This is a genomic window from Cellulosimicrobium sp. CUA-896 (assembly GCF_001942335.1).
In the GTDB taxonomy this organism is placed as follows: Bacteria; Actinomycetota; Actinomycetes; order Actinomycetales; family Cellulomonadaceae; genus Cellulosimicrobium.
The window spans coordinates 76439-87765 of sequence record NZ_MKKH01000009.1; the positions used below are offsets into that span (position 1 = coordinate 76439).

Annotated in this window: 13 protein-coding genes and 3 pseudogenes; 1 reads left to right on the forward strand and 15 read right to left on the reverse strand. The window is 75.9% G+C overall.

From position 1 onward, the window contains the following. Positions 1–2: 2 nt before the first annotated feature. The 9 genes and pseudogenes from BJF88_RS19870 to BJF88_RS19445 form a co-directional block, all read right to left on the reverse strand. Positions 3–317: a flagellar FlbD family protein gene (locus tag BJF88_RS19870; protein ID WP_075827864.1), complete on the reverse strand. Its 315-nt coding sequence runs from the start codon at positions 315–317 to the stop codon at positions 3–5. A gap of 209 nt (positions 318–526) precedes the next feature. Next, positions 527–1708 (reverse strand): flagellar hook protein FlgE, encoded by a 1182-nt coding sequence (locus BJF88_RS04115; protein ID WP_075827865.1) that lies wholly within the window; start codon positions 1706–1708, stop codon positions 527–529. Between the two features lie 18 nt (positions 1709–1726). Next, a complete protein-coding gene (locus BJF88_RS21170) occupies positions 1727–1879 on the reverse strand; it encodes a hypothetical protein (RefSeq protein ID WP_255371734.1) in 153 nt (50 codons plus the stop codon). Further along, positions 1876–2256 carry a flagellar hook assembly protein FlgD gene (locus BJF88_RS04125; RefSeq protein WP_075827867.1) on the reverse strand — a complete coding sequence of 127 codons (381 nt, stop codon included), beginning with the start codon at positions 2254–2256 and terminating at the stop codon, positions 1876–1878. The genes BJF88_RS21170 and BJF88_RS04125 overlap by 4 nt, the downstream gene beginning before the upstream one ends. A 12-nt stretch (positions 2257–2268) precedes the next feature. Then, positions 2269–3867 carry a flagellar hook-length control protein FliK gene (locus tag BJF88_RS18875; RefSeq protein ID WP_139315903.1) on the reverse strand — a complete coding sequence of 533 codons (1599 nt, stop codon included), beginning with the start codon at positions 3865–3867 and terminating at the stop codon, positions 2269–2271. Between the two features lie 11 nt (positions 3868–3878). Next, positions 3879–4562, reverse strand: coding sequence for a C40 family peptidase (locus tag BJF88_RS04140; RefSeq protein WP_139315909.1), 684 nt, complete (start codon positions 4560–4562; stop codon positions 3879–3881). A 2-nt stretch (positions 4563–4564) separates the two neighbouring features. Further along, complete coding sequence (locus tag BJF88_RS04145; protein ID WP_075827870.1) at positions 4565–4999, reverse strand: flagellar export protein FliJ; 435 nt, start codon at positions 4997–4999, stop codon at positions 4565–4567. Then, positions 4999–6347 (reverse strand): annotated as a pseudogene (locus tag BJF88_RS04150) (FliI/YscN family ATPase). Before BJF88_RS04150 ends, BJF88_RS04145 begins: the two are co-directional and overlap by 1 nt. After that, the gene (locus BJF88_RS19445) at positions 6344–6514 is read right to left on the reverse strand and encodes a hypothetical protein (protein WP_158068876.1); all 171 of its coding nucleotides are present in this window, start codon (positions 6512–6514) and stop codon (positions 6344–6346) included. The pseudogene BJF88_RS04150 and the gene BJF88_RS19445 overlap by 4 nt, the downstream one beginning before the upstream one ends. A 50-nt stretch (positions 6515–6564) precedes the next feature. Here BJF88_RS19445 and BJF88_RS18880 point away from each other — a divergent pair, with 50 nt between their 5' ends. Next, on the forward strand, positions 6565–7020 hold the full coding sequence (locus BJF88_RS18880; RefSeq protein WP_158068877.1) for a hypothetical protein: 456 nt from the start codon (positions 6565–6567) through the stop codon (positions 7018–7020). Here BJF88_RS18880 and fliG read toward each other — a convergent pair. The 6 genes and pseudogenes from fliG to BJF88_RS19450 form a co-directional block, all read right to left on the reverse strand. Next, complete coding sequence (fliG, locus tag BJF88_RS04155) at positions 6980–8089, reverse strand: flagellar motor switch protein FliG (protein WP_083648845.1); 1110 nt, start codon at positions 8087–8089, stop codon at positions 6980–6982. The genes BJF88_RS18880 and fliG overlap by 41 nt on opposite strands. Next, positions 8089–9699 carry a flagellar basal-body MS-ring/collar protein FliF gene (fliF, locus tag BJF88_RS04160; RefSeq protein ID WP_075827871.1) on the reverse strand — a complete coding sequence of 537 codons (1611 nt, stop codon included), beginning with the start codon at positions 9697–9699 and terminating at the stop codon, positions 8089–8091. The genes fliG and fliF overlap by 1 nt, the downstream gene beginning before the upstream one ends. Before the next feature lie 2 nt (positions 9700–9701). Further along, positions 9702–10033: pseudogene (gene fliE, locus BJF88_RS21175) on the reverse strand (flagellar hook-basal body complex protein FliE). A gap of 5 nt (positions 10034–10038) precedes the next feature. After that, positions 10039–10431, reverse strand: coding sequence for a flagellar basal body rod protein FlgC (locus BJF88_RS04170; RefSeq protein ID WP_075827872.1), 393 nt, complete (start codon positions 10429–10431; stop codon positions 10039–10041). A gap of 2 nt (positions 10432–10433) precedes the next feature. Continuing rightward, positions 10434–10774 (reverse strand): annotated as a pseudogene (locus BJF88_RS04175) (flagellar basal body rod protein FlgB). Positions 10775–10979: 205 nt separating this feature from the next. Further along, positions 10980–11327: hypothetical protein (locus BJF88_RS19450; protein ID WP_075827873.1), on the reverse strand; the 348-nt coding region annotated here is incomplete at its 5' end.

An 11327-nucleotide genomic window follows, 5' to 3' on the forward strand; every position in this document is an offset into this window, starting at 1 on the left:
GCCTACTTCGTCCGCGGTGCGGGGAGCGGGGTCACGCCGACCGGGCGGTCGTCGTCGGGGTCGGTGGCGTCGCGCGGCGCGCGCCGGACGAGCTCGAGCGGCGCCCGGTCGGCGACGTCGGGCACGGAGCGCGCGAGCGCGAGCACCCGTGCCTTGTACTCCTCGATCAGCCGGATCACGTCCGCCATCGACTCGGTCACGATGTACCGGGAGCCGTCGATCATCGTCACCCGGGTGTCCGGGCTCGTCTCGACACGGGCCACCAGGTCCGCGTTGACCGCGATGCGCTCGGAGTTGAAGCGCGTGAGGACGATCACGGTTCCACCTTCGGGGTCGGGGGGTCGGGTTTCGGAGGTCGGTCGGGCGGGGAGCACCGCTCCCCACCTGCACTCTCGGCACGACGCCCGCTCCCGTGAGGGTGAGAGCGTCCCGGGAACGGCACCGGCCGCCGTCGCCTCGGCGTCGAGGCGGCGGCGGCCGGCGCGCGGTCGCCCGCGCAGGAGCCGGGAGGCCCGCGGGAACGAGGTCAGCGCTTGAGGTTGACGAGCTCCTGGAGCACCTCGTCGGAGGTCGTGATGACGCGCGAGTTCGCCTGGAACCCACGCTGGGACACGATGAGGTTCGTGAACTCCTGCGACAGGTCGACGTTCGACATCTCGAGCGCGCCCGCCGTGAGCGAGCCCATGCCGGCGTCGCCCGCGGCACCGACGACCACGTCGCCCGAGTACTGCGTGGCCGTGTAGAGCGAGTCGCCCGCCTTCTCCAGGCCCGGGGCGTTGGTGAACGTCGCGAGCGCGACCTGGCCGAGCACCTCCGTGCGGCCGTTCGAGTACCGGCCCACGATCGAGCCGTCGCCGGCCACCGAGTACGACGTCAGCGAGCCGGCCGCGAAGCCGTCCTTGCCGGCGACCGCGACGTTCGACAGCTCGGCGTACGACGTGACGTCGTCGAGAGCGATCGTCACGCCGCCGACGGCGAGCGTGCCGCCGCCGGTGAGCGCGCCGTCGGTGAACGTCAGCGCCTGCGGACCGGCGAGGGTCGTGCCGGTCTCGCCGTCGACGGCGCTCACGGACCAGGCCCCGCCGTTCGCGGTGAAGACGAGCGAGAGCATCGTCGACCCGCCCAGCGCGTCGAAGACCTCGACGTCGCGCACGAGCTCGGTGCCGTCCGCGGCGTCGGCGGGCAGGTTGCCGCCGAACGTGATGCTCGTGGTGGCCTGGGCGGGGATGACGTCGCCCACGGGGATCGTGAGGTTGCCGAGCGGCGAGGCCGGGTCCACGACGCCGTCCTGCGCGGTCCAGCCCTGGACGAAGTCGCCGTTGGCGTTGACCAGACGGCCCATGGGGTCGAAGTTGAACGCCCCGTTGCGGGTGTAGTACTGCTGCCCGGCGCGCTCGACGACGAAGAAGCCGTCGCCGTTGATCATCAGGTCGGTCGGCACGCCGGTGGTCTGCGCGGCGCCCTGGGTGAACTGGGTGGTGATGGCCGCCGTCGTCACGCCGAGGCCGATCTGCGCCGGGTTGGCGCCACCGACCTCCTGGTCGGGCGCGACGCCCGCGGCGACGAGCTGGGACAGCGTGTCCTGGAACTGCGTGCGCGAGGACTTGAAGCCCGTGGTGTTGACGTTGGCGATGTTGTTGCCCGTGACGTCGAGCATGTTCTGGTGGGCGCGCAGGCCCGAGATGCCGGTGTTGAGGGAGCGGAGCACGAGGGTGGTCCTTCCGGGTCAGGCGGCGTCGCCGCTGGCAGGGGTCGAGGTGGTGCCGGTGGCCCCGTCGGAGGCGGCCGGGCTGCCGGGATCGGCGGGGGCGCCGGGGCCGGCGGTGCGGGTGACGCCGGAGACCTGGTCGAGATCGACCGTCACCCCGTCGACCGTCACCGTGGGGACCGCGTCGCGGTACGACACCGCGGTCGCGTCCCGGTGTGCTCGACGCCCTTGTCGTCGAGGTAGGAGACCTGGTTGCCCAGGAGGTCGGCGGCGGCCGCGCGCATCTGGAGGGCGAACGCCTCCTGCTGGCGCAGGTCGACCTGCTCGACGAGGTCGCTCATCGTGTTGAGCGCCTCCATCATGGCGAGCGACGTCGTCTGGCTGACGATCTCGCTCGTGTCCATGGAGGCGGACGGGTCCTGGTTGCGCAGCTGGGTGACGAGGAGCTCCATGAAGAGCTCGCCGTCGTAGTCCTGCTTGGGCGCGCGGACGGGCGGGGTGGCGTACATCGAGGACGATGTCACCGCGGTCGCGGGGTCGACGGGCACGTCGCTCCTTCCTCAGACGAGGACGTCGAGGCGCACGGTCGCGCCCGGCGTGCCGTCGCCGGCTGTCGGTTCGGTGGGGGTGACGACGGACGACCAGCCGCCCGCGGGACGGGCCCCGGGCGACGGCGCGCGGGCACCGTCCCTCCCGTCGCCGCCGCCGCTCTCGCGCCCGTCGCCGGGCGCGGTCCCGCGCCCGTCGGGCGTGGCGGCGTCGCCCTCGCCCGCGGCCGGGGGCGTGTCCGACGTCGAGACGGACAGCGTGGCCGACGGGGCGAGGCCCGCGAGGTCGCGGCGCAGGTCGGCCACGAGCGCGCGGAGCGCCTCACGGCCGACGTCGTGCGGCGAGAAGAGCTCGATGCGCAGCTCGCCGCCCGCGATGTGCGCCCGCACGGTGACCGGGCCGAGGTGCTCCGGCGTCACCGACAGCGTGAGGACGTGGTCGCCGTCGCCCGCGTCGAGGAGCTGGAACACCGGGCCCGACACCTGGGCCTGCAGCGTGGGCACCGCCGGAGGTGTGGCCGTGGCCGTCGCAGCCCCCTGCGCTGCGACGGCCACCGGCGTCGTCGGGACCGCGGGTGCGGTCGCGACGGGCAGGTCGGGCGCGCCCTCGAGGGACGGTCGGACCTGGTTCTCGGCCGGCGCCGCACCGGGCGCCGGGGTGCTCGGGGAGGCCGGGACCTCGGCGTGCGGCGCGCCGGGGTCGCCCGGCAGGGACGCGGCCGGGGCCGACGCCGCGGGCGTCGCCGCGGAGGCGGCGGACCCGGTCCCGGCGGCAGAGGCGGAGGCGGAGGCGGACGACGTCGACCCCGGCCGGCCCGGTCGCCCTGCCGACTGCCGTGCCGGCTGCCGTGCCGTCTCCCGTGCCTGCGTGCCCGGTGCCGGGGCCTCGACGGCCGCCGCCGTCCCCGCGGTCGTGCTCGCCGTCGTCCCGGCGCCGACGGCGACCGTCGCCGGTGCGGTCGCCCCGGCGGGGACCGTGCCGGGGACGGTCGTCGCGCCGGGAGCGCCCGTCACGGTCGCCGACCCGCCGGCCGTGGGGCTTCCGGCGGCCGCGGCGCCCGGCGAGGCGGGCGCCGTCGCGTCCGCCGGTGCCGCCGTGGCGGCGGACGGGTCCGCGGCGGTACCGGGGGACACGGGTGCGGCGGGCCCGGGGTGGCCAGCGTGCCCGGCGGGCGCGCCGGGCCCGGCGGGCTGGGCGGGAACCGTCGCGACGGGTCCCCCGGCCCCCGGCACGGCCTGGCTCGCCTCCGCGGCCACGCCGTGCGCGGTCTCGCCGTCCGACGCGCCCGACCCGTCGCCCGTCGTCGCGTCGGGCCTCGTCGATCCGGGCTCGGTCGGTCCGGGCTCGGTCGGCGCGGGTCCCGTCCTGCCCGGGTCGTCCGTGCCGCCGGCGCTGGCGGCCGGCGACCCGCCTCCGGGGACGCGGTCGCGAGACCCCGGCTGTCCCGGGGACGTCGGCGCCGCACCTGCCTGGGTGCGCGAGGGACCGGCGGGCTCGTCGGCGGCCGCCGCGAGCGCGCGGCCGAAGTCGTCGGCACCGCCCGCGCGGGCGTGCCCGGGGCCGGCCGAGGGCCGGGAGGGCGCGGGCGCCGGCAGGGTCGTGATGGTCATGGGGGCCCTCCTCAGCCGACGACGCGGCGGATCGTCGTGACGGAGGCGTCGGTCACGGGCGTGATCTCGACGGTCTCCCCGGGCCGCGGCGCGTGGATCATCTGCCCGTCGCCGACGTAGATGCCGATGTGCTTGCCGCCGCGCTGGACGACGAGGTCGCCCGGCTGCGCCTGGGCGAGCGAGGCGACCTCCGTGCCGACGCGCATCTGGTCGGCCGCGACGCGCGGCACGTCCACGCCGTGGCGGCCGAGCACGAGCTGGACCAGACCCGAGCAGTCGAGCCCGCCCTCGGCGAGGCTCTCGCCGCCCCACACGTAGGGCACCCCGAGGTACTCGCGCGCCGTCTCGACGACGGCCGCGCCGACGCCGCTCGCGGACGCCGCCGTCGTCGGGACGCCCGCCGTCGCGCCCGGGACGAGCGCGGACCAGAGCCGGGCCGCGAGGTCGTCCGTGCCGCCCTGCGCGCCCGGCAGCGACGAGAGGAGGCTGCCCGTGAGGTCGGTGCCCGCCGCGCCCGTCGCGGCCGTCGTGCCCGTGACGGACGCGAGGACCGAGGCGAAGTCGGCGGCACCGGCCGACGCGCCGCCCGAGGCGCCCGTGCCCGTGGCGGATGCCCCCGCACGCAGGCCGGCGGGGTCCTGGAGCGCGACGAGGCCCGAGCGGATCTCGTCGACGCGGGCGAGGGCCTGGACCATGCTCACGGTGCGGCCGTCCTGCCGGTCGGGCTCCACGAGGACGCGGCGACCTCGTCGAGCGCGGCCTGCTCCGCGCGGCCCTCGGCCTGCGCCGTGGCGTCGTCGTGCCGCTCCTGCAGCTTCTCGAGCCCGAGCGAGGCGGTGCGCGCGCGCTGCAGCTCGACGCGCGCGTCGTCGACCTCCTGCACGCGCAGGCGCGCCTCGGCCTCGAGCACCGCGAACAGGGACCCCGACGCCGCGCGCGAGGCCGCGATCGCCGCGAGCGACGCCCTGCTGCCGGCGTGCTCGGGCGACGCCTCGACGTACGCGGCCAGGCCGCCCACGCGCTCGAGCGTCTCCGTGAGGTCGGCATCCGCCCCCGCGAGCCGCATGCGGGCCTGGTCCTCCTCGAGCTTGCGCAGGCGCATCACGCCCGCGAGCCGGAACCTGCCGGCCATCATGCCTCCCCTGCGGTCAGTGCCTGCGCGAGCCGGGTCAGGCGCGACCACGACTCGGCGGACGGTGTCTGGTCCGTCATGGCCTGCCGCAGGAAGGCGTCGATCGCGCCCTCGTGCTCCAGGGCCGCGTCGACCAGCGGGTTCGAGCCCTTCTTGTACGCGCCGATGTCGATCATGTCCTGCGCCGACCGGCGCGCCGCGAGCACGGCCCGGAGCGTCAGCGCGACGGACCGCTGCTCGGGCGTGGTGACGCGCGCGGCGACCCGGGACACGGACGCGACCGCGTCGACCGCCGGGTAGTGACCCGCGACGCGATCGCCCGGTCGAGCACGACGTGCCCGTCCAGCACCGAGCGCGCCTGGTCGGCGATCGGCTCGTTGTGGTCGTCCCCGTCGACGAGCACGGTGTAGACCCCCGTGATCGACCCCGTCGCACCGGTGCCGGCGCGCTCGAGGAGGTTCGCCATGAGGGAGAAGGTCGACGGCGGGTAGCCGCGCGTCGCGGGCGGCTCGCCGACGGACAGGCCGATCTCGCGCTGCGCCATGGACACGCGGGTGAGCGAGTCCATCATCAGCACGACGTGCGAGCCCGCGTCGCGGAACGACTCGGCGATCCGGGTCGCGGTGAACGCGGCGCGCTTGCGCATCATGGCGGGCTCGTCCGACGTCGCGACGACCACCACCGACCGGGCGAGCCCCTCGGCACCGAGGTCGTCCTCGAGGAACTCGCGCACCTCGCGGCCGCGCTCGCCGACGAGCGCGATGACGGAGATCTCCGCGTCCGTGCCCCGCGTGATCATCGACAGCAGCGACGACTTGCCGACGCCCGAGCCGGCGAACAGGCCGATGCGCTGCCCGCGCCCGATCGTCGTGAGCGTGTCGAGCACGCGCACGCCGGTCTGCAGGGGCGTGTCGATCCGGGCCCGGTCCATCGCGCGCGGCGCGTCGTTGTCGACCGGGACGCGGGAGGCCGCGACGAGCGGCCCCCTGCCGTCGACGGGCCGGCCGAGCGCATCGATCACGCGGCCCGCGAGCCCGCGACCGGTCGGGACGAGGGTGCCGGCTCCCTGCGCACGCACGGGGTCGCCGGCGCTCACGCCCGACAGCCGGCCGAGCGGCATGCAGCGGGCGCGGCCGTCCGCCGTCGCCACCACCTCGGCGTCCACGCCCTGCCGGCCGTCACCGACCCGGACGAGGTCGCCGATCGCGCACTGCAGGCCCGCGACCTCGAGGCTGAGACCGACCGCGGACGTCACGACGCCCACGCGCTCGGGACGTGCGGCGGCGAGGAGCGCGCCCAGCGGGGCGGCCCTCCCCCGGGCCGGCGCCTGCGGCGCCGTGACGCTCATGCCGTCCCCCCGGGCGTCCCGGCACCGGCCTCCGCGCCGGCGGGGCCCGCACCCGGCTCGGCGAGCGCGGCGCGGGCGCGCTCCACGGCGCTGCGGACGCGCGCGTCGAGGAACCCGTGCTCGAGCTCGGCGACGGCGTCCCCCCGCTGCAGCCGCGGGTCGGCCACCAGCCGCACGTCGCGACGCCGGTCTCCCCGAGCAGCCGAACGTCCTCGGGGTGCAGGCGGACCGCGACGACCGCGGCGTCGGCCGTCGACGTCGCGCGCTCCAGCGCGGCCTGCGCCGCGAGGGAGCGGTCCGCGAGCTGGAACCCGACGATCGACTCCGCGAGGTCGAGCGCGCCGCGGACCGTGGCGTCCTGCGCCTCCGCGGCGACCGGCACGGTGCGCTCCCCGAGCGCCCGCGCGGCCTCGCGGAGCACGGCGAGCGCGCGCTCCGTGCGCGCCGCCTGCTCGGCCGCGCGCCGCGCGTGCTCCTCCTCCAGCTCGGCGCGCACGCGCAGGGCGTCCTCCTGCGCGGCGCGGGCGCCCGCCGCGTACCCGGCGGCGTACCCCCGCGCGGACGCGGACGCCTCGACCTCCTGCAGGCGTGCGCTGGCCAGGACCGGGACGGCCTGCGGCACGAACCTCGTGTCAGTAGACAAGCTCGTCCCCGTCCGTGCGGTGGATGGTGATCTTCTCGTCGGCCTCGAGGTCCCGGACGATGCGGACGATCTCCGCCCGCGCCTCCTCGACCTGGCTCATGCGCACGCCGCCGAGGCCCTTGATCTCGTCGTCGAGCAGGGCACGGTTGCGCTCGGAGATGTTCTTCGTGATGGTCTCGACGACCCGCGCCGACGTGCCCTTCATCGCGAGCGCGAGGACGGCCATCTCGACGCCGCGCAGGATGACCTGCACGTCGCGCGCCTCGAACGAGGCGATGTCCTCGAACGTGAGCATCCGGGAGCGGACCTCCTCGGCGAGCTGCGGGTCGCGCGCCTCGAGGCCCTCGAGCACCGCCTTCTCGGTCGCCGCGTCGGAGCGGTTGATGATGTCGACCAGCGGCTGGACGCCGCCGATGATCTCGACCGGCTGCCGCGGCGTGATGCTCGCGCCCATCCGGGTGCGGAACTGCTCCGAGACGAGCTTGACCGCGTCGGGCGACGCGGTGCCCATCGTCGCGAGCGCCTGCGCGACGTCGGTGCGGTACTCGTCGGCGAGGTTGGCGAGCACCGAGGACGCCGCGGCCGAGCCGAGGTGCGCGAGCACGAGCGCGACGGTCTGCGGGTGCTCGCCGTCGAGCAGCGAGACGATCTGGCCCGGGTCGGTGCCGTCGAGGTACTCGAACGCCTTGCCCTGCATGCTGGAGACGAGCCGGTCGACGACGTCGGCGGCGCGGTCCGCGCCGAGGGACGCCTCGAGCAGCCCGACCGCGAAGTCCTTGCCGCCCCGGGGGCGCGGGTTGCCCGACAGCGCCATGTCGTAGAACTCGTCGAGCGCCGCGACCGCGAGGTCGGCGTCGACCACCTGGGTGCGCATGATCTCGGCGGCGACCTCGCCGGCCTCCTCCTCGGAGAACAGCGACATGATGGTCGCCGCGCGCTCCTGGGTCATCTGCATGAGGACGAGCGCGACCTTCTGCACGCCGCTCATCGCCGCGACCTTGCGCGCCGCGGCCGCGGTGGGCGCGGGCACGGTCGTCGGGATCGCGGGGGCGGCGTCGAGCGCCGTCGCGGTCGTCGGCTCCGCCGTGGCCACGGTCATCAGGACACCCCCGCCCGGTCCTCGGCGAGGAGCACGCGCAGGTACTCCGCGGTCTTGTCGGGGTCGGCGGCCGCGAGCGCGTCCACCTCGGCGCGACGCTGGTCGATGCTCGAGAACCGGGGCGTGGGCGGCTGGATCTGGGGGCGCTCGGGCGCGGGCTCGAGCTCGACGTCGCCGGCCCCGCCGGGCAGCGCCGCGAACTCGTCCTGCGCACCGAGCAGCTCGAGGTTGCCGATGTCGACGGTCTCGCGCCGCTCGCGGCGCCGGCGCGAGCGGCGCCAGAGCGCGAGGACCAGCAGGGCGGCGAGGAGCAGTCCGCCGACGACCGCCGCCGTGCGCAGCAGCTGCGCCTGCCGCTCGGCCGCCGCGGCCTCCTCGGCGGCGGCCAGCGCGGCCTGGGCCTCCTCCGCGGCGGTGGTGTCGAAGGGCAGCACCTGCACCTCGACGGCGTCCCCGCGCTCGGGGTCGATGCCCGCCGCCGCGGCCACGAGCCCGTCGATCGCGTTGATGTTCATCGCGCCCGCGGCCTCGGCGTCGAGCGCGACCGAGACGGTCTGCCGGGTCAGCACGCCGGCCGGGGTCGTCGTCGTCTCGGTGACCTTGTCGATCGCGTTGTTGCGGGTCGTGTCCTCGGAGGTGTACGTCGAGTCCCCGCCCGCGCCCCCGGGCACGGCGATGTTGTCGGGCCCGAGCACGCCCGCGGCGCCGGCGCCGACCCCGGTGTACTCCTCGGTGGTCGTCGCCTCGTTGAGCACGGGCGCGTCCTCGGGCGTGCCGAAGGTCTCCTCGAGACGCTCGGAGCTCGCCAGCTCCATCTCGGCGGTCACCGCGACGGTCGAGTTCCCCGCCCCGACGACCCGGTCGAGCATCGCCTGGACCTGCTGGGTCACCTTCTGCTCGTACTCGCTGGCCTGCTGGCCCGTGGACCGGGTCCCGACGCCGACCTCGGAGAGCACCTCGCCGTTCGCGTCCACGACGGCGACGTCGGTCGGCGCCATCCCGTCGATCGACGCGGAGACGAGGTGCACGATGGCGTTCACCTGGTCGGTCGTGAACGACGCGCCCCGCGCCGGGGAGACGAACACCGACGCGGTCGGGGTGCCCTTCTCCTCGGCGAACACGGTCTCCTCCGGGATCGCGAGCTGCACCGACGCGGTGTCGACGACGTCCATCGCGGAGATCGTGCGCGCGAGCTCGCCCTCGAGCGCGCGCTTGTACGTCACGTCCTGCTGAAACTCGCTGGACGTCACGCCCATCTCGTCGAGCAGCGAGTAGCCGCCGGTCGGCTCGTCGGCCGGGAGGCCGGCGGCCGCGGCCGTGAGGCGCTGCTCGTACACCTGCTCCTCGGGCACGAGCACCGTCGAGCCGCCGTCCGTCAGCTCGTAGGGCACGCCCTGCGAGCGCAGCTGGTCGACGACGGCGGACGCGTCGGCGCTCGACAGCCCGGAGTACAGCGGGGTGTAGGTGGGGCGCGAGGCCCACGAGACGAGCGCGACCACGGCGACGACGAGGATCGCGAGGGCCAGGAGGGCGAGGGTGCGCTGGGCGACGGTGAAGTCGCGGACCGCGCCGAACGCGCGCCCGAACGACGACTTGATCTTCTCGGGCATCGTCAGGCCTGCATCCTCATGATCTCGGTGAACGCGTCGACGGCCTTGTTGCGCACGGCCGCGACGAGCTCGAGGGTCGTCTGGGCGCGGGTGGACGCGATCGTCGCCCGGTGGACGTCCTCGAGGTCACCGGTCACGGCCGCGACGGTGAGCTCGTTGGAGGTCGCCTGCAGGCGCTGGGTGCCGTCGACCGCGCCGCCGAGCACCTCGGCGAACGCGACGCGCCGGCGGCCTGGGCGGCGCGGTCCGCGGACGTCGCCCCGGCAAGGTCGGGCGCGGTGACGCCGGTGAGGTAACCGGTCGCGGTCGTGGGCTCCACGGAGGGGATGGGCACGGTGCTCACTTCCCGATCTGCAGTGCTGCTTCGTAGGCCGTCTTCGCGCGGTCGACCACCGCCGCGCTCGCCTGGTACCCGCGCTGGGCCATGATGAGGTGGCCCATCTGCTCGGACAGGTCGATGTCGGGGTAGCGGACGTACCCCTCGTCGTCGGCGAGCGGGTGGTCCGGCTCGTACGTGAGCCGGCCCTCCGCGTCGCCCCACGCCGCGCCGGCCACGTAGGCGCCGGGGTTGTCGTCGCCGCCCTCGACCGCGAGGACGTAGCGCGCCTGGAACGCGACGTCATCCGTCGCGCGCACGGTGTTGACGTTCGCGAGGTTGTCGGAGACGGCGTCGAGCCACTTGCGGTGGACGTTCAGGCCGGTGCCGGCGATGCCGAGCGCGTCGAAGGTCATGGTCAGGCCGTCCTCATCGCCACGCGCAGGGCGTTCGCCTCGCCGCCGACCGCCTGGGACGCGAACTGGTAGCGCAGCACCGTGTCGACGTTCGAGACCGTCTCCGTGTCGAGGTTGACGTTCGAGCCGTTGAGCTGGGTCGGCTCGAGCGAGCGCGCCTCGGTGAAGGCCGCGCGGCCGTCGCCCTCGCGCACCGACGCGGCGAGGGCCTCCTCGAACTGCACGCGCGGGCCGTGTAGCCCGGGGTGTTGATGTTGGCGACGTTCTCGGCGATCGCGCGCTGGCGGGCGGACAGCCCGTCGAGCGCGCTCTGGAGCGCGAGAGAGGTGACGGAGTCGAACACGGGCGCGGCATCCCCACGTCGTCGGTGTCGGCCGTCCGATGGCCTGCGAGGCGAGCGGTCCGTGCTCACCCTGGACTGTCGGCGGCCGTCCGGCCGCCGTGAGCCGCCCGACGTCCTGCGGACCGCGTGCCCGCGGGCGCGTCGTGTGCTCACGCGACGCCCTATGCAGCCCCTTCCCCGCTGAGCCCGCGTCCGGGCGCGACGCTCAGGCGCTCACGTCCAGGTAGGCGGCCGCCGTGGTGTCGTGGGCCGCGGGCACGGCCTCGAGAGCGCGCGCGTGGCGGCGGTTGGTCGCCATCGCCGCGTGCAGGCTCCCGACGGTCCCGCCGAGCCGCGCGACGACGTCGAGCGCGCGCTCGACGAGGGACGGGGGCAGCGGGCCGAGGTCCTCGGGCGGGGTCCACGCGACCAGTCGGGCGACCGCCTCCTCGCCCGCGTGCTCGCCGGCGTCGCCCGCCATCGTCGCGAGCTCGTCGAGCACGCGTGCCCACGCCGCCGTCCTCCCGGCCTCCGTCGCCCCGGTCGCCGCCGTCGGCGCGGCCGTCGCGGCCGT

Excerpts from the sequence above, each read along its gene's own strand:
- BJF88_RS18875 (WP_139315903.1), bottom strand. The coding sequence starts at position 3,867 with ATGACCATCACGACCCTGCCGGCGCCCGCGCCCTCCCGGCCCTCGGCC.
- BJF88_RS04140 (WP_139315909.1), bottom strand. The coding sequence starts at position 4,562 with ATGGTCCAGGCCCTCGCCCGCGTCGACGAGATCCGCTCGGGCCTCGTC.
- fliG (WP_083648845.1), bottom strand. The coding sequence starts at position 8,089 with ATGACCGTGGCCACGGCGGAGCCGACGACCGCGACGGCGCTCGACGCC.
- fliF (WP_075827871.1), bottom strand. The coding sequence starts at position 9,699 with ATGCCCGAGAAGATCAAGTCGTCGTTCGGGCGCGCGTTCGGCGCGGTC.
- BJF88_RS04145 (WP_075827870.1), bottom strand. The coding sequence starts at position 4,999 with ATGGCCGGCAGGTTCCGGCTCGCGGGCGTGATGCGCCTGCGCAAGCTC.
- BJF88_RS04170 (WP_075827872.1), bottom strand. The coding sequence starts at position 10,431 with ATGACCTTCGACGCGCTCGGCATCGCCGGCACCGGCCTGAACGTCCAC.